This is a genomic window from Burkholderia sp. Bp9004 (genome assembly GCF_003858025.1).
In the GTDB taxonomy this organism is placed as follows: Bacteria; Pseudomonadota; Gammaproteobacteria; order Burkholderiales; family Burkholderiaceae; genus Burkholderia; species Burkholderia diffusa.
The window spans coordinates 67,364-93,817 of sequence record NZ_QTQD01000006.1; the positions used below are offsets into that span (position 1 = coordinate 67,364).

Sequence of the window (26,454 nt, forward strand, 5' to 3'; positions counted from 1 at the left end):
AATGAATAGGTCGCCCGCGCTCACGCGGCGGGCAGCACGAGCAGGTGGCGCGGCTCGATCGACACGCAGCGCGCGGGCAGTTCGCGCCCTTCGCCGAGCAGTGCGTCGGTCGCGCCGGCCGGCACGAAGTCGAAGCGCTGTGTCGCGCCGAAGTAGCGCACCTCGCCGACGCGGCCATCGATGCGGTTCGCGATGTCCCCGGGTGGATCGGGTTGCAGGTGTTCCGGTCGGATCAGCACGTCGACCGTGTCGCCCGGCCGGTGCGCCCCCGTCTCCGCGCACAGCGTCGTGAACCGCACGTCGACCGCGCCATGTGCGAGCACACGGCCGCGCAGCAGCGTCGAATGGCCGACGAAACGCGCGACCTGTGCGGTCGCAGGACGCTCGTACAGGTCGCGCGGGGTGCCGGCCTGCAGCATGCGTCCGCCGTCGACGATCGCCACGCGATCGGCCATGCTGAGCGCTTCGTCCTGGTCGTGCGTGACGAGCAGCGTCGTCGCGCCGCAGGCGCGCTGCAGCGCGCGGATCTCGTCGCGCAACTGGTGGCGAATGCCGGCGTCGAGCGCCGCGAGCGGCTCGTCGAGCAGCAGCAGCTTCGGTTCGATCACGAGCGCGCGGGCCAGCGCGACGCGCTGCTGCTGCCCCCCGGACAGCAGCGCCGTGCCGCGATCGGCCTGCGCGGCGAGGCCGACACGTTCGAGCATCTCGAGCGCGCGGCGGCGGCGCGGCGCCGCGGCGATGCCGCGCATCTTCAGGCCGTAGGCGACGTTGTCGACGACCGACAGGTTCGGAAACAGCGCGTAGTGCTGAAACACCATCCCGACCTCGCGCTGCCACACCGGCACGCCGGCCATGTCGCGGCCGCCGATCGCGATGCGGCCGCGGTAGCCGTCGAGCAGGCCGGCGGCGAGGCGCAGCAGCGTCGATTTGCCGGAGCCGCTGCGGCCCATCACGGCGAGCAGCTCGCCCTGGGCCGCGGACAGCGTGACCGCGTCGACGCCTTGACGGGCGCCCGGATACTGGAAGCTGACGTTTTCGAAATCGAGACTCATGACGGTTTCACTTCAGGCGTTGCACGGTGAAGACGGAGGCGAGTGTCGCGAGCACGGCGAGGACGAGCAGCACGACGGTCGCCGCGCAGGCCATCCCGGACGCGCCGTAGAACGCCTGCAGCAGCACGATCGGATAGTTGCGGTAACGGAAGCCCGCGATGAGGTTCGAGATCTGGAATTCGCCGATCGACAGCGCCGCGACCATCACCAGGCCGGAGAACAGGCTGTGCCGCAGGTTCGGCAGCACGATCGTGAAGAACTGGCGCAGCGGCGTCGCGCCGAGCGTCGCCGCGCATGCCTCGAGATGCGCGAGGCCAAGGTGGCGCAGGTCGCTCAGCAGCGTCTGCAGCAGGTACGGCAGCGTCAGCACGGCGTGCGCGGCGATCATCAGCGGCAGCGTGCCGAGCCACGGCAGCGCATCGCCGCTGAAGATCGCGATGTAGCCGAACCCGAGCGTCAGCGCCGGAACCGCGATCGGCATCAGCATCACGATGCGCGCCGCGAAGCCACGGCCGGCCAGTGCGCGGTGATGCAGCGCATAGGCGAGCGGCACCGCCAGCACGGCATTGATCGCGCAGCAGGCGAGCGCGACCACGAGGCTCGTGCCGAATGCGCGGGTAAAGCTGCGATTCGCGGCCAGATCGACGAACCAGTGCGACGTGATACCGGTCGGCAGCAGCGTGTTCGTCCACGACTGGCCGACCGAGCCGATCAGCAGCAGCACGATCGGCAGCGCGAGATACAGCCCGAACACCGCGACGAACGCCCGCAGCAGCAGGCGTCCCGCCATCGCGCGCGGCCGTTTGTTACGACGAATCGGAATAGCTTCGGCAAGGGCCGGAGCGGATGGCGGATGCATGGCGAATCTCGCTGACGGACACGGAACGGGTCACGCAACGCCCGCCGGGCCGGGCCGGAACGCGTTGTCATGACGGACGCAGTGTGCGGATCCGACATGGCATCGTCATGAAAAAAACGTACAACGCCCGCATCGATCTGTGCGCGCAAGGAATAGTTCGCCGTGAAGCACCTGTTTCCCAACGTCGCGGAGCTGCACGCGTTCGCGAGTTCCGTGAAGTACCTGAACTTCTCGTATGCGGCGCGCGAGCTCGGCCTGACGCCGAGCGCGGTCAGCCGGCAGATCGCAAATCTCGAGACGCTGTTCGGCGTGAAGCTGTTCGTGCGCGAGGGGCGCAATCTCGCGCTCACGCGCGCCGGGCAGCTTTATCACGCGCGCGTGATCGGCCCGCTGCGCGAGATCGGCAACGCATCGATCGAATTGCTGAGCGCGCGCGAGGACAGCGACCTGCTGACGATCGCAAGCGTGCCGACCTTCACGACGAAGTGGCTGGTGCCGCGCCTCGCGCGCTTTCTGGCCGGCGCGCCGGAGGTCACGCTGAGTTTTCGCCGCCATCTCGCGCACGGCGACGTGTTTCCGTTCGGACTCGACGCAGCAATACGCTATGGCGACGGCGCATGGGAAGGCGTCCGATGCGATTACCTGGACGGCCGCACCTTCGTGCCGGTCTGTTCCGGCGAATTCGCGGCGCGACATGCGCTGCGCACGCCCGCCGACACGGCCGCCGCGCCGCGGCTCGTGCACGAGCAGGCGGAGATCGCGTGGTCCCTCTGGGCGGAGCGCCACCGCGTCGCCGGGATGAACGCGCTCGCGGGGCCGCGCTTCGAACAGTATTCGGTGCTGATCCAGGCCGCGCAGGCCGGGCTCGGGCTCGCGCTCGTGCCGCGCTTCCTGATCGCCGACACGCTCGCGAGCGGCGCGCTCGTCGAACCGTTCGACGCGCCCGTCGACGTCGACGCGCAGGGGCACTACCTGTGCTACGCGCCGGAGCGCCTGGAGACGAGCGCCGCGTTGCGGCGCTTCAGGGAATGGATGCTCGACGAATGCGCGGACCGATGAGCGCGCCCGACATGGCCGGGCACGCCTGGACGGCACGGCGGCGCCCGTAGCACGTCGCCGTACCGCCCCTCACGTTGCGTCAGTGGTCGATGCCGAGCCCCGGCAGCACGTGCGTGTTCTCGGCCACGACCGCGTGCAGCAGCTTCGGATCGGCGCCGAGCAGCCCGAGGATCGTCGGCGCGACCTGCTTCGTGCCGACGAGATCGCTCACGATGCGCGCGCGGTGAAGCCCCGGATACGACACGAGCAGGCCGAGGTGGCTGTCGTCCGGCGCATTGCCGCCGTGCTCCTCGTCCTTCTTCGTGCTCGACGTGTAGATCACGCCCGGATTCGGCTGCACGATGATGTCCGGCGTGCGGCCGTTGGCCGGATCGCCGAATCGTTCGGCCAGCGCCGCGCCGTACAGGATGTACGCCTGCGAGCCGTCCGCGCATATCCCGGGCGCGTTGCAGCCGAGGTTCGCCTTCAGCGTCTGCACCACGGCCGTGCGCTGGCCGCGGTCGCGCAGCCAGATCAGGCCGACGTCGTCGGTCTGCACGAAGCCCGTGCCGACCAGGCCCGAGCCGTCGTTCAGGTTGCCCGTCGTCGTGTTGTTCTGGCCGAAGTTGCCGTTCGGGTCGAGATAGTTGTTTGCTTCGAGCAGCTTCGTCAGCGTGTCGCCATTCTTCACGAGCTTGGTGTGATCAGTCGGCGACTGGCCGTGCTTCGCCGTGACGATCACCGCCGTCGACGTGTACAGGTTGCGCTGCTTCAACTCGTTGACGATGCGGCCGATCGAGTTGTCGACGTACGTGATCGCGTTCGCGACCTGGCCGTTCGGCGTGAAGTTCGCGTCGAGATAGCCGCCGCCCTTCGCGACCGGCGCCTTCTGCGCGACGCTGAGCGTCTGGAAGTTGGCGCCGAACAGCGTCGGCACCGGCGCGTTCTTCGTGCCGGTCGAGTCGCGGCCGTCGATCTGGTTGACCAGCGCCTGCACGTGCAGGTTGTCGAAGCGCGCGGTGTGTGAATAGACGTCGGTGTATGCGGTGTTCGTCGCCGGGTCGATCGAGTTGATCTCGGTGCGCATCAGATCGTCGACGCCCGTGCCCGACGGGCCGTTCAGCCAGTCGTAGCCCCACGCGTGCTTGTCGGCCCACGCGGTGTACGCGTTCGGCACGCCGGCCTTGACGGCCTCGAACACCGTGTTGGTCTTCACGTAGTTGTGCGGATAGACCGGCACGCACTGGCCATTGACCTTCGCATGCGGGATCGCCTGCGGGTTGAACGCGCCGCCGCCGTCGAGGTGCACGAGCGCGCCGCCATTGAACGCATCGATGCCGGTCGTCTCGTCGAACACGACGTTCCAGCCCTGCTTGCCCGAGCAGGTCGTGTCGCTCGGCGCATACAGGTTGCGGTCATACGACACGTCGTAGAACAGGCCGGCCGTCTTCGGCGAGCCGCCCGTCACGAGCGCCGCGAGGCCCGGGAACGAATCCGACAGGCCCGGTGTATAGGCGTTCGCGTACGTGACGCCGTTTTGCGCGAGCACCGCAATGTTCGGACACGTGTTCGCGCCGATGCAGCGCGCGAGGTCCTGTTCGTGCAGGCCGTCGACGCTGATCAGCAGCACGTGCTTCACGACGCGCCGGCCGCGGCCGGCGTCATTACCCTGACCGTTGCCGTCCTGCTGCGCCGCGTAGACACCCGCGCTTGCGAGCGCCAGCGCGCCCGCCAGCATCGCCGCCACCTTCCGCTGCTTACCAAGAAAAGACATCATCACCCCACCTCATCGATTGACGTTGAACTGCGTGACCTGCCAACAGGCGAGCAGAATATGGCCGGATCGTGCGGCGGTCCGATGAAGCGGGGCTTTCTGTTTTCTGTCAAACGTAACCAATCGCAAATGACACGACGCCGTCGCAAAGCAAGGCGACCCGGCGCGCGCCGCGACGTGCGCACCGGGCCGGTGCATCGTGCGCGCCATCGCCCGCCGCGGCATTTTTTTCGCACTTGGCGCATGACTATTGGCGTGTGATAAAGGGTTTTCCCTGACCCGGAGCACGAGTATGTCGACCCTGGAAGCTCTCCGGTTCGTGCTGGACGATGCACGTACCCCCGAAATCATTCGCCACCACGTCGTCGACGCGCTGCAATACGCGCTGCGCAACTACGGACAAGTGTTTACCGCGAAGGAGGTCGAGTGGCTGACGCAGTGGGACGATGCCCGCCTGCCGCTGGCCGCGAGGAAGGAACTGGACAAGCGCGAACCGGCGATCGCCGAGCGCTGAAAGGAAGGCGCGCCGCCGCGCCCGATTGCCGGTCGGGCGCGGCGGCGGCGGATGATGGCGTGACGCGGCTTACTGGAGGCCGAAGTCGACGCGGGTCGTCGCGCCCTTGTCCTCGATGCCCTTCGCATCGAGCTTCGGCGCCACGACGAACATGCGGCTCGAATCGATCTTGCCGTCGAGGTACTGGCGCACGGCCTGCGCGCGCTGCTGCGCGAGCGCGCGCAGCGCGTTGTCATCGGCCGGCGCGTGATCGGCGAGCGCCTTCTTCATGTCCGCATCGGGCAGCGTCTTCTGCAGGCCGATCAGGTTGCGCGGCTTCTTGAAGTCGGCGGCCTTGTATGCACGCGTCAGGTACTTGGTGTACTCGGCCGGTTCGACCTTCACCGACATCGGATCGATGCTCTCGCCCTGGCCGACCACGTCCTTCAGCTTCTGCTGACGCACCAGCCGCTCGACGTACGCGTCGCGCAGCCCCGGCGTGTCCTTCGCCGGATCGACGCGGCCGATCAGGTCCAGCCGGATCGACGGCTTCTCGGTCAGCATCTTCACGACGGTGTCGAGCTTCTTCTGCTGCGCGTCGGTCAGCGCGTACGAGCCCGGCGCGAACTCGACGTACCCGAGATCCTCGCCGCCGCTGCCGCCGAAAGCGTTCGCGAGCAGCGTGAACGGCGACGTCACGGCCTTCGCGATCAGGTTCAGCACCGCGCGCCAGATCAGCCCGCCGACGCTGAACTCCGGATTCGACAGCGAGCCCGACACCGGCAGGTTCACGTCAATCTCGCCGCGCGTGTTCTTCAGGAGCGAGATCGCGAGCTTCACGGGCAGCTTCGTCGCCGTGTCGTTCTCGACGTGATCGCCGAACGTGAGCTGGTCGATGAAGATGTGGTTGTTCGCCTTCAACTGGTCGTTCGCGAGCTCGTAATGCAGGTCGACGTTGAGCTTGCCCTTCGTGATCGGGTAGCCGGCGTACTTCGCCGAGTACGGCGTCAGGTTGGTCAGCTCGATGTCATGCGCGGTCGCGGTGAGGTCGAGCGCCGGCTTGTCGATCAGCGGGTTCACCGAGCCCTTGATCGAGATCGGCCCGTTGCCCGCGAGATTCGCGGCGACGTCGACCGGCGCGGACGTCGTCGAGTCCGTGCCGAACGCGCCGACCGTCCCCTTGATCGCGACCAGGTTCGCCGTGTAGTTCGGCTTGATGAAGTTGTCGGTGTAGGTCACGCGGCCGTTCTGCAGCACGAGCTGGCCGAAATGCATGCGCACCGGATTCTGCGGCGGCGGCGGGGCCTTCACGGCGACCGTCGCCGATGCGGCGGCCGGCGCGGACGCCTGCTGCACGGCCGCGGCCGGCGGCGTCATGCCCGGCGACAGCGGCACAGGTTCGTTCTTGCTCGCGTCGCGCGTGAGCGACTGCGCGGGGCCCGTCTCCTTCGCGACGACGTCCTTCAGGTTCAGCCGCCCCTGCGCATCGAGCAGCACACGGCCGTAGAAGTTCGAGAAGGTCACGCGCGCGGCGTCGACGTCGGTGCCCTTCTCGTCGTAGTTCACCTTCAGGTTCGACAGCGCGAGCGAGCGCCAGCCCGCGAACGGGTCGGACGTCGCCTTGTCGAGCATCCGCACGTCGACCAGCGCGACATCGCCGCGATAGGTCGCGCGCGGCACGTCCTTCACCTGCGCGAACGTCAGGTTGCCCTGCGCGTTGAGCAGCGCGCTCGCGATGGTCGCGTTCAGCGCGCTGCCGAAGTACGGCTCGAACGCAGCCGCGTCGAGGCGGTTGCCGTTGATCTTCAGGCCGAGCTTCAGCGGCTGCGCGGTCACGTCGCCCGACACGTTCACCGAGCCCTTGCGGTTCAGCGTCGCCTTCAGCTGAACCGGCAGCGGCTTCGTCATGTCATCGCTGATCTTCTGCACCGACAGGTCGAGCGGCTTGATCGCGAGCTTCACCGGGCGCGGCGTCGACAGGTCCGTGAAGTTCGCGGACGACTCCTTCACGTTCAGCGCGTCGATCCGGTAATGCCACGACGGCGCGGCCGCCTCGGCCTTGCGCGCGACCGTGCGCTTGGGCACCGCCTTCTGCGCGGGTTCGGCCAGCGCAGCCAGGTCGATCTTGCCGTCCTTCAGGCGCTTCACGTCGAGCGCGAGCCCGGTCGCATCGACGCTCGCGATTTCCGCCGTGCGCGCGGCGACGTCGACCTTCGCGATCTTCGCGCTCGCGTCGGGCAGCACGATCGCGGGCGCCTTCGCGTCCGGCGTCGCGAGCTTGAGCGACTTCAGGCTCACCGTGCTGTCGGCGACCTGCGCGTCGAGCGGCGTCTTGCCCCAGTCGGCCTTCGCGTTGACGCTCGCGCCGAGCGTGCCGTCGAGCACGCGCGCACGGGTCGCCTCGCCGAGATACGGCTGCAGCGCCGGCAACGCGAGCGCGTCGACCGTCAGCTTCGTGTCGGCCTGCTTCGCCGCCAGGCTGAACGCACCTTCGGCCTTCACGTCGCCGCCGCGCGACAGCGACGTCGACAGCGTGTATTTCGCGGGCGTCTTGCCCTGCAGCGTGAAGCCGTCGAGCGTCGCGGCGAGCTTCGTCAGCGACATCGCGGTCGGCGTCGCGGGCACGCGGTCGTCGACGTTGATCGTGCCGCCGTCGATCGCGAAATGACGGATCGTCAGGTCGAGCGGCTGCGCTTCCTTGGCGGCGGCTTCGACCTTCGCGTCGCTCGCGGCGTTGGCGGCAGCGACGGCGGCAGTCGATGCGGCGGCGCCCGATGCGGCCGGCTTGCCCGCGTCGGCCTTCGGCGCGGCGGCCGGCGGGCCGGCCAGCTTCTCGACGTTCAGCACGCCCTGCTTGTCGCGCGCCAGGTCGACGACCGGCTGGTCGAGCCGGATCTCGTCGAAATGCAGCACGTTGCGCAGCGGCTCGAGGCCGGCGGCCGCGACGTGCACGCCGCGCGCGGCGAACAGCGGCGCCGACGCGCGGTCGGTCACCTTCGCGTCGTTGAGATCCACGGTACCCGACACGCGCAGCGACGGCGTGTCGCCGCTCATCACGAAATTCAGCGTGAGGTCGCTGCTCAGCAGGCCGCTCGTGACGATCACCGGCAGCTTCGCCGGCGCGTACGAAATCAGCTTCGGCACGTCGAGCCGGTCGAACTTCAGCGCGACTTCCGACTCACGCGACAGCGCGAACGGCTTCGTCTTGCCGTCGATCGCGATCGGGCTGCCGTCGAATCGCGCGCGCAGCTTCGGCTGCACGAAGATGTCGGTCTTCGACGGCAGCGTCGCGATGAACGGAATGCCGAGCGTCCAGTTGTCGACCACGTGCTTTTCGTTCAGCAGGCGGTCGTCGAAGTCGATCCGCCCGTCGTTGACCTGAATGTTCGATACCGAGAAATGGGTCGGCTTGCTTTCGGGTTTGGACGGCGTCGAGAACTTCTCGATCAGATCGGTGAAGTTGAAGCGCTGCGCGTCGTATCGGACGACATGGAAGCGCGGCGAGTCGACGCGCACTTCGTTGACGATCGGCGCGCCGCGGAACAGCGACGACCACGACGGCCGCACGACGAGCTTGCCGATGTCGATGAAGTCGCCCTGGCCGCCGCGCTCGCCGACGTGCACGCCGTCGGCTTCGAGGTTCAGCGTGTAAGGGTTCAGCGCGATGCGCCGGATGGTGGACGGCCGGCCGAGCTGCTGGCTCAGTTGCTGTTCAGCAATGTGACGAATCAGCGGCGGCGCCGCGAAGAATCCGAGCAGTCCGAATAAAACGAGGAAGATCAGTACGCCGAGGCCGATGCGCCGGGTCCGGCGCGAGCGTGCCACGCCGCCGAGGGCATGAAGGGTCGAGGATTTGGTTTCTTTGTCTGCGCTTGACATGCTTGGATGCCTCGGGAATGGATGCCGGGCCGCGCCGGAAAACCGGCACGGCCGCGCACGCTATCCCGAAAGTATAGGCTCAGGTGGTGACGGAACGACGTTCGGGCGAGGCCGCCGCGCCCGCGCATCGGACAGTGGCGGCGCCCATCGGTTCATTTTCGGACGACGACGGGCGGCATCCACGAGCCGTCGCTCGCCTGCGGCTTCGGTGCGTAGAGTCGCAGCGCGAGCGCGAAATCGGCGCGCGGCGCCGGCAGCCAGTTGGCCGCATGCGTGCCGCCCGGCGACGCCGACACGACCACGTCGATCGAGCCGTCGTGGTTGCGGCGCAAGCGGTCGCGGTCGCCGAGCGAGCGGCGCGCCGAGCCGACGTCGGGCAGCGCGCCATTCGTCGCGTACGGCGTGAGCGTCCAGAACCCGCGCACCGGCGGCAGCGCGCCCGGCGCGAAATGCAGCACGTAGCGGTTTGCGCCGTTCAACGAGTGGCCGTCGCTGTCGACGCGCACGAGCGCGAGCGTCTCGTCGTCGCGCGTCGCGGTGCCGAACTGCGTGTAGGCCGCGTACGCGCGCAGCGCGTAGTCCTGGCCGTACTTGCCGGCCGTGTCGCCGATCCAGCTCCAGCCGTTCGCGCTCAGCAGGTTCGACGGCGGCGTCGCGAGCCGCGCGCGCGCCTCGGCGACGCCGGCCGTCGCGGCGCTCAGGCGATCACCCGTCCACAGCACCGGATAGCCGGCCGTCACGCCGATGTCGCCGAGCAATTCGTTCGCGTGCGCGTCGTCGGCCGGTGCCGGGTTGTCTTGCAGCGCCTGCGCGAAGCGCGTGAAGAACGCCTTCGGGTCGAGCGCGGCCACCTGCTCGGCCGGCGTGCCGCCGCTCGCCGCTTCCAACGGCGCGCTGCCCGCATGGACCGCGACCGACGCGCCACGCGTGCTGCCCGTATAGACGGACAGCGGCACCACGCGGATCGCCCGCTGCAGTTTCTTCACATTCGTGAGGTCGCGCCCGCCGCTCGTCTGCAGCCGCACTTCGAGCCACGCGTTGGCCGACGGCACGTCGATACGCAATGCGCCCTTCGGCAGGGTGCCCTGCCAGTCCTTCGCGGCGAAGGCAATCGTTTGCGATCGCGCGGCGCCGCGAGCGCCACGCGCCGCCACGCTCGACGACGACCACAGCACGTTCGTCCACATGTCGAGCGCGCGGGCATCCCAGTAGCGGCCGCGGGTATCCGGCAGCGTCACGATCACCGGCTCGGCACCGACGTCGAGCCAGCCGGTCGAGTCAAGCGTGTCGACGCCCGGCAGCGGCGGGTTGAGCGCGCCGACGGGCGGCAGCGCCTGCGCGTGACGCAGCGTGTTGAGCGGCGCCTGGCCCGGCTGCGCGCTGTCGCCGCCCGTCGCGGCTTCCTTCGCGACGTCCATCAGCACGAGCGGATACGCGTATATGTAGGAGTCGGCCACTTCGGCGCGCATCCAGCCGGTTTTCCGCTGGATCGCGTCCGGTTGCGACGCGCATCCGGACAGCAGCGCCGCCAGGGCCAGCGACGCGCCTGCAGCGCGACGCAGAGAAATTGATTCTCGTAGGTTTTCAATCATTGATTACTGGCCGAATATCGTTCTTGTCAGTCAACGCCTTGTTCGACTCACGATCGGCGAAAGCAAGGCACCCCAGCGTGCCCGGTCGCCGCTTCGCCGGGCGGGCGCTGATGTCAGGCCGGTATCATAGCGCCTAAGGGCATCCCCCAATATGCCGAATATCGGGTGCAGCGGTAGCCGGGCTGTCGTCAGCCAGGACTTCCATTGATCCGGCCCTTGTCCGGAGCCGCCCGACGCCTGCGCGCGGCAGCATGACGGGCGAGAATGGGTCGCCGTCGGCACGATCCCGTATTGCATCGCCACCCCTTGACCTTCCCATCATGGGAATGTTGATACTGGAGTCAGTCGCGGCACGAACCGCGCTTTTGGGGAATCCAACATGACTGAATCACTCGCCTCCGCCGACATGCAAACGATCGAACTGACCATCGACGGCATGCATTGCGGCGGCTGCACGGGCCGCGTGCAGCGTGCGCTGGCCACCGTGCCGGGCGTCGTCGATGCCGCGGTCGATCTCGACGCGCATGCGGCGACGGTGACCGCGCAGGACACGGTCGAGCCTGCGCAGCTCATCGCCGCGGTCGATGCCGCCGGCTATCGCGCGGCCGTGCGCGAAGCGGCGGTCGAAGCCGTTGCGTCCGCGCACGTCGAGCACGCGACGCACGCGAACGCCCGGCCCGCAACGGCGGCGACGGCACTGCCCGCGCCCGCCGCCAGCATCGAACTCGACATCGACGGCATGACCTGCGCGTCGTGCGTGTCGCGCGTAGAAAAGGCGCTGGCGAAGGTGCCCGGCGTCACGCGCGCGTCCGTCAACCTCGCCACCGAGCGCGCGACCATCGACGCGGCACCGGACGTTTCCGCGTCGCAACTGGCCGAAGCCGTGCGGCAAGCCGGCTACGACGCGACATGGGTCGCCGCGCCGCCGCCGACCGCTTCCCGCGATCTCGAACTCGACATCGGCGGCATGACGTGCGCATCCTGCGCCGGCCGCGTCGAAAAGGCACTGGCCGCCGTGCCTGGCGTCACGCGCGCGTCGGTCAATCTCGCGACCGAACGCGCGTCGGTGCATGGCACCGGTGCGCTCGACGCCACCACGCTGATCGCGGCGGTCACGACGGCCGGTTATCGGGCGTCGCTCGCCGTTGCGCCGGACCCGAGCGCCTCGACCGACGCCGACGCCGACGCCCGCACCGGCGAACCCGCACAAGCCCCCGATGCCCGCAAGCGCCGCGAAGCGATCCGCGAACGCAATCTCGTGATCGGCTCGGCCGTGCTGAGCGTGCCGCTCGTCGTGCCGATGCTCGTCGCGCCGTTCGGCATCGACGCGATGCTGCCCGGCTGGCTGCAGCTCGTGCTCGCGTCGATCGTCCAGTTCGGCTTCGGCGCACGCTTCTACCGCGCCGCCTGGCATGCGGTGAAGGCACGCACCGGCAACATGGACCTGCTCGTCGCGCTCGGCACGTCGGCCGCGTTCGGCCTGAGCCTGTGGATGCTGCTGCGCGACTCCGCGCACCCCGGCCATCTGTATTTCGAGGCATCGGCCGTCATCATCACGCTGGTGCGCTTCGGCAAATGGCTCGAAGCGCGCGCGAAACGCCAGACGACCGAGGCGATCCGCGCGCTGAACGCGCTGCGTCCCGACCGCGCGCGCGTCGTCGAGCACGGCGTCGAACGCGACGTGCCGCTGGCGCAGGTGCGCGTCGGCACGACCGTCAGCATCCGTCCGGGCGAGCGTGTGCCCGTCGACGGCCGGATCGTGTCGGGCCGCTCGCACGTCGACGAATCGCTGATCACCGGCGAAAGCCTGCCGGTGCCGAAGGACGACGGCGATCCGGTCACGGCCGGCTCGATCAACGGCGAAGGCGCGCTCGTCGTGGAAACCACCGCGATCGGCGCGGAGACGACGCTCGCGCGCATCATCCGCCTCGTCGAATCCGCGCAGGCGGAAAAGGCGCCGATCCAGCGGCTCGTCGATCGTGTCAGCGAAGTGTTCGTGCCGGCGATCCTCGGCATCGCCGTGCTGACGCTGGTCGGCTGGCTGATCGCCGGCGCCGGCATCGAAACAGCGATCCTCAACGCGGTCGCGGTGCTCGTTATCGCGTGCCCGTGCGCGCTCGGCCTCGCGACGCCCGCCGCGATCATGGCGGGCACCGGCGTCGCGGCCCGCCATGGCGTCCTGATCAAGGACGCCGAGGCGCTCGAACTCGCGCAGCGCACCACGGTGATCGCGTTCGACAAGACCGGCACGCTGACCGAAGGCAAACCGTCCGTGACGGCATTCGAGGCCGTCGACATCCCACGTGAGCAAGCGCTCGCTCTCGCGGCCGCGGTCCAGCGGCAAAGCGACCACCCGCTCGCTCGCGCCGTCGTCGCCGCGCACGATGCGGACGTCGTGGCCCGCGGCGGCGGCGCGGGTTCGGCCGAGGTCGTCGCGGCCGATGCGCGCGCGGTGGCCGGACGCGGCGTCGAGGCGCGCGTCGGCGGTCAGCTTCTCGCACTCGGCAGCACCCGCTGGCGCGACGAACTCGGCATCGTCGTGCCGCCCGCACTCGACGCGCGTGCCGCGGAACTCGAGCGCGCGGGCAATACGATTTCGTGGCTGATGCGTGCCGACGCGCCGCGCGCGCTGCTCGCGCTGATCGCATTCGGCGACACCGTGAAGCCGGGCGCGCGCGAGGCGGTCGCGGCACTGTCGGCGCGTGGCGTCGCGAGCGTACTCGTCACGGGCGACAACCGCGGCAGCGCGGCTGCCGTCGCGGCGGCACTCGGGATCGGCGAAGTGCATGCGCAGGTGCTGCCCGACGACAAGGCGCGCGTGGTGGCCGAACTGAAGCGCACGCACGGCGGAATCGTCGCGATGGTCGGCGACGGGATCAACGACGCGCCCGCGCTCGCCGCGGCCGACGTCGGCATCGCGATGGCGACCGGCGCCGACGTCGCAATGCATACGGCCGGCGTCACGCTGATGCGCGGCGACCCGGCGCTCGTCGCCGATGCGATCGACATCTCGAAGCGGACGTATCGGAAGATCCAGCAGAACCTGTTCTGGGCCTTCGTCTACAACCTGATCGGCGTGCCGCTCGCGGCGCTCGGCTGGCTGAATCCGGTGATCGCGGGTGCGGCGATGGCGTTCTCCAGCGTCAGCGTCGTGACGAACGCGCTACTGCTGAGGAGATGGAAAGGCCGCGCACGCTGATGCGGGCCACGACGAGCGCCGGGTCATCCGACGGAGGTCCGGCGCTTGTCGTATTGGAAATGGCTTGCCGACCGGCGGGGCGCACATTGCATGCGCTGCGTCGGGACAGATCACCCGAAGAAGGCCGGGAAAACGGCAACGCGCGTCACCGACGCGTGCGTACTGGCCTCAGCTCTGGACGACCGGCTTGATCAGCGTCGTCGTGATCGGCACGAAGCCGCACGCCCGATACAGCGCACGGGCAGCCGTGTTGTGATTGAACACCGACAGCCCGATTTCGGTGACGCCATGACGGCGCGCCTCGGCCTCCAGTGCGTCGAGCGCGCGCATGGCCCAGCCCTGGCGGCGCCGGGTCGGGACGATGTCGAGATCGTAGATGAACAGCGTACGGTTCGGCCCTTCGGGCACGATCGCGTACCAGAGGTCGCCGACCGTGTCGCCGCTGGCGGCGTCGATCAGCTGGACGAGCGTCTGGCCGGAGGTGAGCAGGCCGTCGGGCAGCAGCGTATCGAAGCAGGCGCGGGCGCGGTTCGCCGCGTCGTCGGTCGCGTTCTGCCCGGATGACACGAGATCGCGCGCGTAGCCGTCGATGGCGCGCGTGCGGTATGCGTGGAATTCACCGGCCGTCATCGGCCGCATCTGCAGCATGGCCCGGGGGTCGCGAGGGAAGTCGGACTTCCAGTGTAGCGGGACGGTCGCACCGGCGCGCGATGCGGCGGTGGAAAACGGGCAGGCAGTGGCGGCGAGCGCCGCGCTGAATCAGCGAATCAGCGAATCAGCGAATCAGCGACGGTACAGGACGATCGGCACGAGGCTCGCACGACGCACGCGCTCGGCTTCGGCGTGACGCGCAGCGTACGAATATTCCGCGTCGAGCGGCAGGTGCGGGGAGACGAACAGGTCGTCGATCTTTTGCAGCAGGGCAAGAATGAAGCTCATGTGAGACTCCTGACAGATGGCTCTAGGGTTTTCCCGTAGATGGATGCCATTCTAAGGGTTTTCCCTGAACTCTGCCAGCTCACCGCATCAGTTTGCCGCACCCGCGCCACCGCCGATAGACGGTCCGCCCCGACGCGCCTTGCCGTGCCAGGGTTTGCAGGTAGGGTCGGACGATTTAATGCGCTCGACGCACACGCTTCGCGGCCGCCGCCTCGCGGTTCGCATTGCGCTGCAGCCGGTCGACCTGCGACAGCATCGCTTCGTGGTGTTCCGCGAGCGTCATCAGCGTTGCCTGCTGCGTCGACAGGTCGGCAGCCAGCCGGTCGATCCGCTGCTGCCGGGCGTCAACTTCCTGTTTCAGGTGCGCGATCTGCCGCGTTTGCAGCATCAGCGCGACGAGCCCCGCGAACACGACGACCGTCAGCGCCAGCAGCAGCCGGTTGACGCGCCGCATCTCGCGATCGGCCGCCTGCTTCATGCCGGCCGTCTCGACCTGCAGCGCGGCGAGCCGATCCGACAGCGGGCGCAGTTGCGTGTCGGGGTCGATAGCCGACGCGCTCGACGTGGCAGGTTGCGCACGATCCGCCGACGGCTTCGTCACGAACGACGCCGCGGATGCAACGGGCTGCACGAATGGCGAGACCGGCGCTGCGGCTGCCCGCGCGGCGTCGCGGGCACTCGCGGCAACTGCGGTAATCGTGGGCTGCGCCGGTTCGGCGGTCGCCGACGGCTCGCTTGATGGCGCAGGATGCTGCGCCGAGGTCACTTCCGACTGCGCGTCGACGGCCACCGCTTCCGGCGCGCCGCGCGCCGCTGCCGCTTCGCGTGCGCCTGTGGCCACACGGCGCTTGCCACCGGAAGCTGCGCGACGCCCCTTCGTGGGCTCGCCGGGCGTCCGCGCTACTTCGTCGCGTGTGGCCGGCACGGCGGCGCCTTCGGGCTCACCGCCCGCTTTCACGGGTCGGTCGCCGATGACCGCATCGGCCGCACCTTCCGCCGCCCCTGCATTCGCCGTCGAACGATCGGCGCGCGTTCCGGCCGTGTCGCCGGCTTCCGCCACACTGCCCGTCTTTATCTGGCTGCCGTCGGTTGCCGGCTCGCCGGCTGCAGTCGCGGCGATACCGTCGGACAGCCGCGCCGCGCCGAGCTTCGTTGCATCGGCATCGGCATCGGCAGCGGCAGCGGCAGCGGACGCGCGCACGACATCGGCATCGGCCACATCGCCGTTTGCACGCGTCGGCGCAGACTCCGTCGTTTTCGCAACGTCAGGCGCCGGCTCGACCGCCCCGCCGTCGGCGCCCGACGTACCGAACCCATCCAGCGTCGCCTGCCGGCCGGCGTCATCGCCGTCCGCGACGGCGGCCACCGTGTCGGCACCCGCCGCCCCGTCATCGTGCGAGGCCACCGGCCCGCGCGCGGCTGGCTCGAGCACCGGATCGCCGAACAGGTCGAGCGTGCGTTCGTCCCGCGGCGCATCGCCGCCCGTCGCGTTGCCGGAGCGCGCGGTTGCCCTGGCGGCGGTGTCTGCCGCGGCCGCGATGGAACGCGGACGCGAACGGGCCGACGAGCGGTCGGAGCGGGAACGGGAGCGAGGCAGGGAAACGGATTCGGTCATGGAGTCGGATTACAGGCCCGCGAACGCGGAACCGGATGTCGAACGGAATCAGTGACCGGCCATTGTCGCATGACCGATCGCCGATCCGGCCGATCGGATGCCGTCTATTCGTCGCCCGACAACCCGTTGCCTTCCTCGAATCGCGTGACGCACGACAGCCCGCGCAGCTTGTCGCAGATCGCGCGGTATTCGAGATCCGACACGCGCCCGAGCGCGATGCGCACCTCGTCGTGCTCGCCCGTGTCGTCGGCGCGCTGCACGATGAATTGCTTCACGCGCGCGCTGTCGGGGCCGAGGGCCGCGTGCAGCGAATCGAACGTCAGCGCGCCGCCCACCACCGTCAGCGCGAGCTGACGCCGTTGCCGCACCGTGAAGTAGCGCCGCTCGAGCGGCTTGATGCCGGCCAGGATGATCAGGATGATGATCGTCGCGGAAATCGACGCGACGTACAGTCCGCCGCCCACCGCGAGGCCGATCGCGGCGACCGACCACAGGCTCGCGGCGGTCGTCAGCCCGCGCACGATCTCGCCGCGCAGCAGGATCGAGCCCGCGCCGAGGAAACCGATGCCCGACACCACCTGCGCGGCGATCCGCGACGGATCGAGCACGATGTGGTCGCTGCTGCCCAGCACATCGGCGAAACCGAACGCCGACACGATCATGATGAGCGTCGAGCCGACACAGACCAGCATGTGCGTGCGCAGGCCGGCCGCCCACGAAAGGCGCTCCCGCTCGAAGCCGATGACACTGCCGAGCGCAGCCGCGAGAACCAGCCGCATCACGAGTTCCAGGTTGCCGAGCATCCGATTTCTCTCCTGTTTTGAGGACGGCCGCGCGGAATGGTTTATCCTTGGCCCCGGCCGCGCCGCTCCGCGCCGACTCAATTCGATCCAAGCGCTCAACCCGCCATGTCCGTTCCCGATTCCGCTTCCGCCCAGGCCGCCCGATTGCGCGACCATTTTGCGCACGTCATCCTGCCGATCTGGCAGGGTTCAGGGTTCGACCAGACGCTGCGGCTTCCGTTCGAGGCCGTCGATCCGGCCACCCATGCACCGCTGCCCGTCACCCGTTATCGCGCAATGGCATGCGCGCGACAACTGTTCGTGTTCGCGCAGGCCGGCCACACCGCGCACGCGGCCACGCTGTTCGACTCGCTGTGCAGCCGCTTCCGCGACCCGCGCCACGGCGGCTGGTTCTACAGCGTCGATGCACAAGGCGCGCCGCTCGACACGACCAAGGACCTTTATACGCATGCGTTCGTCGTGTTCGCGTGCGCCGCATGGCATGCCGCGTCGGGCGACACCGCAGCGCGCACGGTCGCCGAGGACACTGCCGCGCTGATCCAGGACCGCTTCGCGCCGCAGTCGGGCGACGCGCTGCTCGACGCCGCGCGTCACGCCGATTTCTCGTCATCGGGCAGCGGCGCGCTGCAGAACCCGCTGATGCACTTGACCGAAGCATGGCTTGCGGCCGCCGATGCATTCGGCGATGCGGCGTTCGACGATGCGCTCCTGCGCACCGCGCAGGCCGTCGAGCGCACGTTCGTCGATACGGCGACCGGCTGCATCGCCGAACTGCCGCTCGGGGCAACCGACAACCGCTTCGAGCCCGGCCATCAGTTCGAATGGTTCTATCTGGTCGATGCGGCCGGCGCGCGTCTCGCGCAAACCGGGCTCCCCGACGCACTCGCGCGCGCGTTCGCGTTCGCCGAGCAGCACGGGATCGATCCGCGCACGGGCGCCGTGTGTGCGGCAGTCGACGCGCAAGGCGCATGCATCGACGGCACGCAACGGATCTGGGCGCAGACCGAATACCTGCGCGCGCTCGCCATGCACGGCGGCACGCCGGCCTCCGCGCCGCTCGCGCAGCAGATCGAGCGCTTCGCCGCGCGCTTCCTGCATCCGCGCGGCTGGTTCGAGTGCAAGACGGCCGACGGGCAGGTGTCGCGCGCCGACATGCCGTCGACGACGCCCTACCACCTTGCGACAGCTTACGCGGCGCTGCCCGCCGTTTCGTAACCGGCGTCGGCAAACGACGACGACGCGCGCTCGTCGCGAAGACCGCGAGCCGCGCGCGCGTCGCCCAGTTCGAACACCGACACCGCCTGCATCAGGTGCGCGGTCTGGTCGTTCAGCGACGCGGCCGCCGCCGCGACTTCCTCCACCAGCGCCGCGTTCTGCTGCGTCAACTGGTCCATCTGCGTGACTGCCTGATTGACCTGCTCGATGCCGACGCTCTGCTCGACCGACGCGGCCGTGATCTCCGACATGGTCTGCACGACCCGCGTGATCGACGCCGATACCGTCCGCATCGCGTCGCCCGCCCGTTCGACGAGTTCCGAGCCGCCGTCGATCTGCGTGACCGACTCCTCGATCAGCGCCTTGATCTCCTTCGCCGATTGCGCGCTGCGCTGCGCGAGCGAGCGCACTTCGCCCGCGACCACCGCGAAGCCGCGCCCCTGCTCGCCGGCCCGCGCGGCCTCGACCGCCGCGTTCAGCGCGAGGATGTTGGTCTGGAACGCGATGCCGTCGATCACCGAGATGATCTCCGCGATGCGCCCGGAGCTTTGGGCGATGGCCCGCATCCGGTCGATCACGCTGTCGACCACGCCGCCGCCGTGACGCGTCGCGTCGAGCGCCGCGTCGGCCAGCGCGCTGGCCGCACGCGCGCTGTCGGTGTTCTGGCGAACGGTCGCGGTCAGTTCCTCCATGCTCGCGGCGGTTTCCTCGAGCGACGCGGCCTGGGTGCCCGTGCGCGCGGACAGGTCCGCGTTGCCGCCGGCGATCTCGCCCGCGCCGAGGTGGATCGCATCGGACGCGTGACGCACGGTGCGCACGGTGTCAGCGATGCTCGCCTGCATCGCGGCAAGGCCGCGCAACATCCGGTCGATCTCGAACACGCCGCCTGCCCGCACGGCTTCGTCGAGCCGGCCCTGCGCGATGCGCTCGAAATGGCGGCCGGCTTCGTCCAGCGGCGCGACCACCGCGCGCCGCGCGGCAGCGTAAATCGCCGCGCTCGCCGCGAGCATCGCCGCCAGCAGCACGATGCCGACCCACTTGAACCACTGAATCCCGCTATCGATCGTGGCGAGCGCGTCGCGGCTCGACGCGGCGCCGTAGTCGGCGAAGCGGTGCAGCTCGGCGAGGTACGCGTCCTGGAAACCCTGTGTCGGCTGGTCGAGGAACGCCTGGATGTTGTCGGCGTCGAGGAACTGCACGAGTTCGCCCAGCGCGCCGCGCAGCGCGCGATAGCGCTCGGCGAGCGCCGCTACGCGCGCACGGTTCGTCGCGTCGACGGCCTGCGCGGCCGTCAGCGCGGAGAACGCCTTGTCCGCTTCGGCAAGCGACGCGCTGGCATGGCGGATGATCTCGTCGGGCTTCGGGCCGCCGCGTACCATCCGCGTGCCCGCGCGCGACAGGTTCACGCGTGCGTCGAGCAGGCGCTCGGTCGCCTGGCTGGCCGCGTCGACCTGCCCGATCGCGACGTTCGACAGATCGTCGACGCCGCTGCGCGTCGATGCGAGCGCCCAGAAGCCGAGTGCCTCGATCGCGAACAGAAAGAGGCAAAACACGGTCAACACGCCGAGCAGACCCGACGCGAGCTTGATTTTTCCGAACATGGGGGAGATTCCTGGAAAGGCGACGATGGAGCAATGCCCCGGCATTAGCGGCATTTCTTCGTCGGACTTTAGGAATGCGGGTGAGAAGCGGCCGGCCGAGACCCGCCAGTCCCGTCGAATCGCCAGCTAACGAGAACAATGTGCGCGTTCGACGCAATAATCGCGTCGCATCGCGCCGGCCATTGTGCGAAATGCGGACGAATTTCCTTGCTTATCCGCAGCCCCCTTCCTAGAGTTCAGCGCAAGCGGACACGCATTGCGAGGGCAGTCGATGACGGACATCACGGACCACGCGCGCGGCGCATTGCGCGCGCAACCGTTCAGCATGCTGCTGGGCACGGAGCTGATGCATATCGGCGACAACGAGGTGTCGCTGTGCCTGCCCGTGCGGGAAGAGCTGCGGCAGCAGCACGGCTTCGTGCACGGCGGCGTGATCGGCTACCTCGCCGACAACGCGCTGACGTTCGCAGGTGCGCTCGTGCTCGGCCCGCGCGTCATCACCGCCGAATACAAAATCAACTACCTCCGGCCCGCCGTGAACGGCACGCTCGTCGCGCGCGCGAAGGTCGTCTACGCGGGACGGCACCAGGCGACCTGCCAGTGTCATGTGTTCGTCATCGACGGCGATCACGAGCGGCTCGTCGCGATCGCGCAAGGCACGATCAATCGCGTCGGCGACGGCAAGATGCCGGATGCGCCGGCGGAAACGGCGTGAATTGTCGCGGACGCAAAGGCCATCGGATTACCTGCCGGCGTCGTCCTGACGATCGCGCCCCGTGCCTGTGATGCGACATCGCAACCACCAGCCGCAGCACGCGCGAAGCGCACCGTCCGGTTCCATCGCTTCATCGCGGCAGCGATAGACGGCGTCGCGATCACGGCGACCGACTGCGACGTCCAGCACGATCACTTCCGCTCGATCCGCCCGGCAAGCCGGGATTCGAACGGGTCGTGTCGAACCGAATCCGCGGATCGACGCTTCGGCCGACCTATTCCGCGGTGTCCGCTTTCAACGGCAGAAACCGCGGCGCCACGCGCACCCGAACGTTACCGCTCGCGTCGGTGCGGTAAATCCCGCGCGCCGCATTGTGCGGATGCTCAACCGCGTCGGCCACGCTCAGCACCGGCGCGAAACACACGTCGGTGCCTTCGAGCAGCGCGCGCCAGTGCGCTGACGGCTGCTGCGCGAACACGTCGGCAAAACGCGCCTTCAGCGCCGGCCAGCGTGCGCGATCGTACTGCGACGCCGGATCGACGTCGGTCAACCCGAGCCGCTCGACCAGCAGCGCGTAGAACGGCGGCTCCAGCGCACCGATCGTCACGCATTCGCCGTCCGCGCAGCGATACACGTCGTAAAACGGCGCATCGTGGAAGAGGCTCGGCTGCGTGCCATCGAGCTGCCCGTTCGCGCGCGCCCACAGCGCGAGCGAGCCGAGCATTGACACGATGTCGACGATCGCGCCGTCGACCACGCGCCCCGGGCCGCCGCCGCGCACGTCGAACAGCGCGCAGATGATCCCGAATGCGAGCCCGAGCGCGCCGCCAGCATCGCCGACGACGGTCGGCGGCACGCCCGGCCGGCCGTCGCGCGGCGCGGACAGCGACAGCAGCCCCGTCAGCGCGACGTAGTTCAGGTCGTGCCCGGCGGCCGTCGCGAGCGGTCCGTCCTGGCCCCAGCCCGTCATCCGTCCGTACACGAGCTTCGGATTGTCGCGTGCGCAATCGTCCGGGCCGAGACCGAGGCGCTCCATCACACCGGGCCGCAGCCCCTCGATCAGCGCGTCGGCCTGCGCGATCAGCGCGAGCGCCGCGTCGCGGCCGGCCGGCGTCTTCAGATCGAGTTCGACGATCGTCTTGCCTTCGCGCAGCAGGTCGCCGTCGCGGCCCTGCAGCGCGTCCGGCGCGCTGGTGCGGCCCGCGGGACGCGCGATCAGCGTGACGCGCGCCCCCATCCCGGCGAGCATCCAGCCCGCGAGCGGGCCGGGGCCGAGGCCTTCGAATTCGACGATGTGGACGCCGGAAAGCGGGACACCAAGCGACATACGATTCTCCTGTCGACCAGCGTTAGCGCTTTAGCGCTTACGCTGGTCCCATGCTTCGCGGTCGACCCGCGTTAGTGCTTTAGCACTTACGCTGGTCCCATGCTTCGCGGTCGACCAGCGTTCGTGCTTTAACACTTACGCTGGTCCCATGCTTCGCGGTCGACCAGCGTTCGTGCTTTGACACTTACGCTGGTCCCATGCTTCGCGGTCGACCAGCGTTAGTGCTTTAGCGCCTACGCCGGCCCCATCCGTTGCGGTCGATCCGCGATGACTCAAGCCAGCGCGCCCCCCCGTGCATCATGACCGCAATGCGCTTCAACGCACCGGCACGGTCACCGATGCGACGCGTTGCGTCGCGAATTGCCGTCATCACACGCGCGCCAAACGAAAAATCCCTGCGCAGCAGGTCCGCTTCGCAGGGATCGGTCCGTTTCAGCACTGCAGGGTTGCACGCGCGAACCGCGACACGCTCAGAACGCATCCCCCGGCACCCGCACCCAGCCTTCCATCAGCACGCGCGCGCTGCGGCTCATGATCGCCTTCGTGACGGTCCATTCGCCATTTTCGAGCCGGGCTTCCGCGCCGACGCGCAGCGTGCCCGATGGATGGCCGAAGCGCACCGCGTTGCGTTCACCGCCGCCCGCCGCCAGGTTGACGAGCGTGCCGGGAATCGCCGCGGCCGTGCCGATCGCGACCGCCGCCGTGCCCATCATCGCGTGGTGCAGCTTGCCCATCGACATCGCCCGCACCAGCAGGTCGACGTCGCCCGCATTCACGCGCTTGCCGCTCGACGCGACGTAATCGGCCGGCTTCGCGACGAACGCGACCTTGGGCGTGTGCTGACGCGTCGCGATCTCGTCGAGCGTGTCGATCAGGCCCATGCGCAGCGCGCCATGCGCGCGGATCGTCTCGAACTTCTCGAGCGCCTTCGCGTCGCCGTTGATCGCGTCCTGCAACTCCGTGCCCGTATAGCCGATCGCCTCGGCCTCGACGAAGATGGTCGGAATCCCCGCGTTGATCATGGTCGCCTTCAGCGTGCCGATGCCCGGCACGACGAGGTCGTCGACGAGGTTGCCGGTCGGGAACATCGAGCCGCCCGAGCCTTCTTCCTCGGCGGCCGGGTCCATGAACTCGAGCTGCACTTCGGCGGCCGGAAACGTGACGCCGTCCAGCTCGAAATCGCCCGTCTCCTGCACCGCGCCGTTCGTGATCGGTACGTGCGCGACGATCGTCTTGCCGATGTTCGCCTGCCAGATACGCACGGTCGCGATGCCGTCGCGCGGCACGCGCGACGCATCGACGAGGCCACCGCTGATCGCGAACGGGCCGACGGCCGCCGACAGGTTGCCGCAGTTGCCGGTCCAGTCGACGAACGCGCGGTCGATCGAGACCTGCCCGAACAGGTAGTCGACGTCGTGACCGGGCCGCGTGCTCTTCGACACGATCACCGTCTTGCTGGTCGACGACGTCGCGCCACCCATCCCGTCGATCTGCTTGCCGTACGGATCGGGGCTGCCGATCACGCGCAGCAGCAGCGCGTCGCGTGCGGCGCCCGGCGCCTGCGCGGCGTCCGGCAGATCCTGAAGCCGGAAGAACACGCCCTTGCTGGTGCCGCCGCGGATGTACGTCGCCGGAATCCTGATTTGAGGAATGTGAGCCATGTTTGCGTTGTCCCTGTGTGACCCGGTCAGGCAGCCTGCGACGATTCGAGGAAGTCCTGCGCGAAACGCTGCAGCACGCCGCCCGCGTCGTAGATCGACACTTCCTCGGCCGTATCGAGCCGGCACGTCACCGGCACCGCGATGCGCTCGCCGTTCTTGCGGTGAATCACGAGCGTGAGATCGGCGCGCGGCGTGCGCTCGCCGATCACGTCGAAGGTCTCGGTGCCGTCGATGCCGAGCGTCGCGCGGTTCGTGCCCGGCTTGAACTCGAGCGGCAACACGCCCATCCCGATCAGGTTCGTGCGGTGGATCCGCTCGAACCCTTCGGCGACGATCGCCTCGACGCCCGCGAGCCGCACACCCTTCGCGGCCCAGTCGCGCGACGAGCCCTGGCCGTAGTCGGCGCCGGCGACGACGATCAGCGGCTGCTTGCGATTCATGTACGTCTCGATCGCTTCCCACATCCGCATGACCTTGCCCTCGGGCTCGACGCGCGCGAGCGAGCCCTTCTTCACCACGCCGTCGACGACCGCCATCTCGTTGACGAGCGTCGGATTCGCGAAGGTCGCGCGCTGTGCGGTCAGGTGGTCTCCCCGGTGCGTCGCGTACGAGTTGAAGTCTTCTTCCGGCAGGCCCATCTTCGCGAGGTATTCGCCGGCCGCGCTGTTCGCCATGATCGCGTTCGACGGCGACAGGTGGTCGGTCGTGATGTTGTCGCCGAGCACCGCGAGCGGGCGCATGCCCTTGAGCGTGCGCTCGCCGGCCAGCGCGCCTTCCCAGTACGGCGGACGGCGGATGTACGTGCTTTGCGGACGCCAGTCGTACAGCGGCGCCGCACGCTCGCCCGCATCCGCGCTGCGCGCGAACATCGGTTCGTAGACCTTGCGGAACTGCTCGGGCTTCACGCTCGATGCGACGATCGCGTCGATCTCCTCGTCGGTCGGCCAGATGTCCTTCAGCGTGACGGGCTTGCCGTCCTGATCGTGGCCGAGCGCGTCCTTCTCGATGTCGAAGCGAATCGTGCCGGCGATGGCATACGCGACGACGAGCGGCGGCGACGCGAGAAACGCCTGCTTCGCATACGGATGGATGCGGCCGTCGAAGTTGCGGTTGCCGGACAGCACGGCCGTCGCGTACAGGTCGCGATCGACGATCTCCTGCTGGATCTTCGGATCGAGCGCGCCCGACATCCCGTTGCAGGTCGTGCACGCGAACGCGACGATGCCGAAGCCGAGCTTCTCGAGTTCCGGCAGCAGGTTCGCTTCTTCCAGATACAGCTCGACCGCCTTCGAGCCCGGCGCGAGCGAGCTCTTCACCCACGGCTTGCGCGTGAGGCCCTTCGCGTTCGCGTTGCGTGCGAGCAGGGCCGCGGCGATCACGTTGCGCGGGTTGCTGGTGTTCGTGCAGCTCGTGATCGCGGCGATGATCACCGCGCCGTCGGGCATCTCGCCCGGCTTCTCTTCCCACTGGCCGGCGATGCCGCGCGCGGCGAGGTCGGATGTCGGCAGCCGCTTGTGCGGGTTCGACGGGCCGGCCATGTTGCGCACCACGCTCGACAGGTCGAACGTCAGCGTGCGCTCGTACTGCGCGCCGTTCAGCGTGTCGGCCCACAGGCCCGCTGCCTTCGCGTAGGTCTCGACGAGCTTGACCTGCTCGTCGCTGCGGCCGGTAAGGCGCAGATAGTCGGTCGTCTGGCCGTCGATGAAGAACATCGCGGCCGTCGCGCCGTATTCGGGCGCCATGTTCGAGATCGTCGCGCGGTCGCCGAGCGTGAGGCTCGCCGCGCCCGCACCGCGGAATTCCAGGTACGCGCCGACCACCTTTTCCTTGCGCAGGAATTCGGTCAGCGCGAGCACGATGTCGGTCGCGGTGATGCCGGGCTGGCGCTTGCCGGTCAGTTCGACGCCGACGATGTCGGGCAGGCGCATCCACGATGCGCGGCCGAGCATCACGTTCTCTGCCTCCAGCCCGCCCACGCCGATCGCGATCACGCCGAGCGCGTCGACGTGCGGCGTGTGGCTGTCGGTGCCGACGCAGGTGTCCGGATACGCCACGCCATCCTGCGCCTGGATCACCGGCGACATCTTCTCCAGGTTGATCTGGTGCATGATGCCGTTGCCCGGCGGGATCACGTCGACGTTCTCGAACGACTGCTTGGTCCATTCGATGAAGTGGAAACGATCCTCGTTGCGGCGATCCTCGATCGCGCGGTTCTTCGCGAACGCGTCCGGATCGAAGCCGCCGCACTCGACGGCGAGCGAGTGGTCGACGATCAGCTGCACGGGCACGACCGGGTTCACCTTCGCCGGGTCGCCGCCGCGCTCGGCGATCGCGTCGCGCAGGCCCGCGAGGTCGACGAGGGCCGTCTGGCCGAGGATGTCGTGGCACACCACGCGCGCCGGGAACCACGGGAAGTCGCGTTCGCGCTTGCGCTCGATGATCTGCTTCAGCGAATCGGCGAGGATTGCCGGATCGCAGCGGCGCACGAGGTTCTCGGCGAGCACGCGCGACGTGTACGGCAGCGTATCGTACGCGCCGGGGGCGATCGCTTCGACCGCGGCACGCGCGTCGAAGAAGTCCAGCGACGTGCCGGGCAGGGGTTTGCGGTAGGCGGTATTCATGATGTGGGGGGATACCTGGGTAGAGCGTTCAGCGCGCGCCGGCCGGCCGCGCTGCGGAGGCCGGCGCGCGC

The 26,454-nt window shown here is 69.0% G+C and carries 18 protein-coding genes; 5 read left to right on the forward strand and 13 right to left on the reverse strand.

The window, feature by feature from the left end:
* Window positions 1-20 precede the first annotated feature (20 nt).
* Window positions 21-1,052: an ABC transporter ATP-binding protein gene (locus DIE08_RS09360; protein ID WP_124901712.1), complete on the reverse strand. Its 1,032-nt coding sequence runs from the start codon at window positions 1,050-1,052 to the stop codon at window positions 21-23.
* Between the two features lie 7 nt (window positions 1,053-1,059).
* The gene (locus tag DIE08_RS09365; RefSeq protein WP_124901713.1) at window positions 1,060-1,911 is read right to left on the reverse strand and encodes an ABC transporter permease; all 852 of its coding nucleotides are present in this window, start codon (window positions 1,909-1,911) and stop codon (window positions 1,060-1,062) included.
* Window positions 1,912-2,073: 162 nt separating this feature from the next.
* Between DIE08_RS09365 and DIE08_RS09370 the strand changes: the two genes are divergently transcribed.
* Complete coding sequence (locus DIE08_RS09370; RefSeq protein ID WP_124901714.1) at window positions 2,074-2,970, forward strand: LysR substrate-binding domain-containing protein; 897 nt, start codon at window positions 2,074-2,076, stop codon at window positions 2,968-2,970.
* Window positions 2,971-3,049: 79 nt separating this feature from the next.
* Here the strand turns inward: DIE08_RS09370 and DIE08_RS09375 are convergent, their stop codons facing one another.
* Window positions 3,050-4,726, reverse strand: coding sequence for an alkaline phosphatase family protein (locus DIE08_RS09375; RefSeq protein WP_124901715.1), 1,677 nt, complete (start codon window positions 4,724-4,726; stop codon window positions 3,050-3,052).
* A 289-nt stretch (window positions 4,727-5,015) separates the two neighbouring features.
* On the opposite strand from DIE08_RS09375, the gene DIE08_RS09380 reads away from it, so the two are divergent.
* Window positions 5,016-5,237, forward strand: coding sequence for a hypothetical protein (locus DIE08_RS09380; RefSeq protein WP_059448952.1), 222 nt, complete (start codon window positions 5,016-5,018; stop codon window positions 5,235-5,237).
* 69 nt (window positions 5,238-5,306) lie between these two features.
* Here DIE08_RS09380 and DIE08_RS09385 read toward each other — a convergent pair whose 3' ends face one another.
* Together DIE08_RS09385 and DIE08_RS09390 are read right to left on the reverse strand one after the other, a co-directional pair.
* On the reverse strand, window positions 5,307-9,095 hold the full coding sequence (locus DIE08_RS09385) for a DUF748 domain-containing protein (protein ID WP_124901716.1): 3,789 nt from the start codon (window positions 9,093-9,095) through the stop codon (window positions 5,307-5,309).
* A gap of 152 nt (window positions 9,096-9,247) precedes the next feature.
* Window positions 9,248-10,687, reverse strand: coding sequence for a DUF1254 domain-containing protein (locus DIE08_RS09390; protein ID WP_059598940.1), 1,440 nt, complete (start codon window positions 10,685-10,687; stop codon window positions 9,248-9,250).
* A 379-nt stretch (window positions 10,688-11,066) separates the two neighbouring features.
* Here DIE08_RS09390 and DIE08_RS09395 point away from each other — a divergent pair, with 379 nt between their 5' ends.
* A complete protein-coding gene (locus DIE08_RS09395; protein ID WP_124901717.1) occupies window positions 11,067-13,886 on the forward strand; it encodes a heavy metal translocating P-type ATPase in 2,820 nt (939 codons plus the stop codon).
* A 168-nt stretch (window positions 13,887-14,054) separates the two neighbouring features.
* On the opposite strand, the gene DIE08_RS09400 is transcribed toward DIE08_RS09395, so the two are convergent.
* The 4 genes from DIE08_RS09400 to DIE08_RS09410 form a co-directional block, all read right to left on the reverse strand.
* Window positions 14,055-14,534, reverse strand: a complete 480-nt coding sequence (locus DIE08_RS09400; RefSeq protein WP_059598939.1) for an N-acetyltransferase — start codon at window positions 14,532-14,534, stop codon at window positions 14,055-14,057.
* 135 nt (window positions 14,535-14,669) lie between these two features.
* Complete coding sequence (locus tag DIE08_RS35580) at window positions 14,670-14,825, reverse strand: hypothetical protein (RefSeq protein WP_170296432.1); 156 nt, start codon at window positions 14,823-14,825, stop codon at window positions 14,670-14,672.
* Window positions 14,826-15,000: 175 nt separating this feature from the next.
* Entirely contained in the window at window positions 15,001-16,440 is a 1,440-nt protein-coding gene (locus DIE08_RS09405) for a flagellar hook-length control protein FliK (RefSeq protein ID WP_124901718.1), read from the reverse strand.
* A 104-nt stretch (window positions 16,441-16,544) separates the two neighbouring features.
* Window positions 16,545-17,243 carry an MgtC/SapB family protein gene (locus DIE08_RS09410; protein ID WP_124624448.1) on the reverse strand — a complete coding sequence of 233 codons (699 nt, stop codon included), beginning with the start codon at window positions 17,241-17,243 and terminating at the stop codon, window positions 16,545-16,547.
* Window positions 17,244-17,348: 105 nt separating this feature from the next.
* Here DIE08_RS09410 and DIE08_RS09415 point away from each other — a divergent pair, with 105 nt between their 5' ends.
* The gene (locus tag DIE08_RS09415; RefSeq protein ID WP_124901719.1) at window positions 17,349-18,458 is read left to right on the forward strand and encodes an AGE family epimerase/isomerase; all 1,110 of its coding nucleotides are present in this window, start codon (window positions 17,349-17,351) and stop codon (window positions 18,456-18,458) included.
* On the opposite strand, the gene DIE08_RS09420 is transcribed toward DIE08_RS09415, so the two are convergent.
* Complete coding sequence (locus DIE08_RS09420; RefSeq protein WP_124901720.1) at window positions 18,431-20,059, reverse strand: methyl-accepting chemotaxis protein; 1,629 nt, start codon at window positions 20,057-20,059, stop codon at window positions 18,431-18,433. The two genes, DIE08_RS09415 and DIE08_RS09420, sit on opposite strands and share 28 nt — an antisense overlap.
* 271 nt (window positions 20,060-20,330) lie before the next feature.
* Between DIE08_RS09420 and DIE08_RS09425 the strand changes: the two genes are divergently transcribed.
* Window positions 20,331-20,774, forward strand: coding sequence for a PaaI family thioesterase (locus tag DIE08_RS09425; protein ID WP_124901721.1), 444 nt, complete (start codon window positions 20,331-20,333; stop codon window positions 20,772-20,774).
* A gap of 274 nt (window positions 20,775-21,048) precedes the next feature.
* Here the strand turns inward: DIE08_RS09425 and DIE08_RS09430 are convergent, their stop codons facing one another.
* From DIE08_RS09430 to acnD, 3 genes are all read right to left on the reverse strand, one after another.
* Window positions 21,049-22,101: a CaiB/BaiF CoA-transferase family protein gene (locus DIE08_RS09430; RefSeq protein WP_124901722.1), complete on the reverse strand. Its 1,053-nt coding sequence runs from the start codon at window positions 22,099-22,101 to the stop codon at window positions 21,049-21,051.
* A 470-nt stretch (window positions 22,102-22,571) separates the two neighbouring features.
* Window positions 22,572-23,762, reverse strand: coding sequence for a 2-methylaconitate cis-trans isomerase PrpF (gene prpF / locus DIE08_RS09435; protein WP_124624462.1), 1,191 nt, complete (start codon window positions 23,760-23,762; stop codon window positions 22,572-22,574).
* A gap of 26 nt (window positions 23,763-23,788) precedes the next feature.
* On the reverse strand, window positions 23,789-26,383 hold the full coding sequence (gene acnD / locus DIE08_RS09440; RefSeq protein ID WP_124624464.1) for a Fe/S-dependent 2-methylisocitrate dehydratase AcnD: 2,595 nt from the start codon (window positions 26,381-26,383) through the stop codon (window positions 23,789-23,791).
* Window positions 26,384-26,454 lie beyond the last annotated feature (71 nt).

Bases quoted from the DNA above. Each gene is read 5' to 3' on its own strand.
- DIE08_RS09360 (WP_124901712.1), bottom strand. From the start codon at position 1,052: ATGAGTCTCGATTTCGAAAACGTCAGCTTCCAGTATCCGGGCGCCCGT.
- DIE08_RS09365 (WP_124901713.1), bottom strand. From the start codon at position 1,911: ATGCATCCGCCATCCGCTCCGGCCCTTGCCGAAGCTATTCCGATTCGT.
- DIE08_RS09375 (WP_124901715.1), bottom strand. From the start codon at position 4,726: ATGATGTCTTTTCTTGGTAAGCAGCGGAAGGTGGCGGCGATGCTGGCG.
- DIE08_RS09380 (WP_059448952.1), top strand. From the start codon at position 5,016: ATGTCGACCCTGGAAGCTCTCCGGTTCGTGCTGGACGATGCACGTACC.
- DIE08_RS09385 (WP_124901716.1), bottom strand. From the start codon at position 9,095: ATGTCAAGCGCAGACAAAGAAACCAAATCCTCGACCCTTCATGCCCTC.
- DIE08_RS09390 (WP_059598940.1), bottom strand. From the start codon at position 10,687: ATGATTGAAAACCTACGAGAATCAATTTCTCTGCGTCGCGCTGCAGGC.
- DIE08_RS09395 (WP_124901717.1), top strand. From the start codon at position 11,067: ATGACTGAATCACTCGCCTCCGCCGACATGCAAACGATCGAACTGACC.
- DIE08_RS09400 (WP_059598939.1), bottom strand. From the start codon at position 14,534: ATGCTGCAGATGCGGCCGATGACGGCCGGTGAATTCCACGCATACCGC.
- DIE08_RS35580 (WP_170296432.1), bottom strand. From the start codon at position 14,825: ATGAGCTTCATTCTTGCCCTGCTGCAAAAGATCGACGACCTGTTCGTC.
- DIE08_RS09405 (WP_124901718.1), bottom strand. From the start codon at position 16,440: ATGACCGAATCCGTTTCCCTGCCTCGCTCCCGTTCCCGCTCCGACCGC.
- DIE08_RS09410 (WP_124624448.1), bottom strand. From the start codon at position 17,243: ATGCTCGGCAACCTGGAACTCGTGATGCGGCTGGTTCTCGCGGCTGCG.
- DIE08_RS09415 (WP_124901719.1), top strand. From the start codon at position 17,349: ATGTCCGTTCCCGATTCCGCTTCCGCCCAGGCCGCCCGATTGCGCGAC.
- DIE08_RS09420 (WP_124901720.1), bottom strand. From the start codon at position 20,059: ATGTTCGGAAAAATCAAGCTCGCGTCGGGTCTGCTCGGCGTGTTGACC.
- DIE08_RS09425 (WP_124901721.1), top strand. From the start codon at position 20,331: ATGACGGACATCACGGACCACGCGCGCGGCGCATTGCGCGCGCAACCG.
- DIE08_RS09430 (WP_124901722.1), bottom strand. From the start codon at position 22,101: ATGTCGCTTGGTGTCCCGCTTTCCGGCGTCCACATCGTCGAATTCGAA.
- prpF (WP_124624462.1), bottom strand. From the start codon at position 23,762: ATGGCTCACATTCCTCAAATCAGGATTCCGGCGACGTACATCCGCGGC.
- acnD (WP_124624464.1), bottom strand. From the start codon at position 26,383: ATGAATACCGCCTACCGCAAACCCCTGCCCGGCACGTCGCTGGACTTC.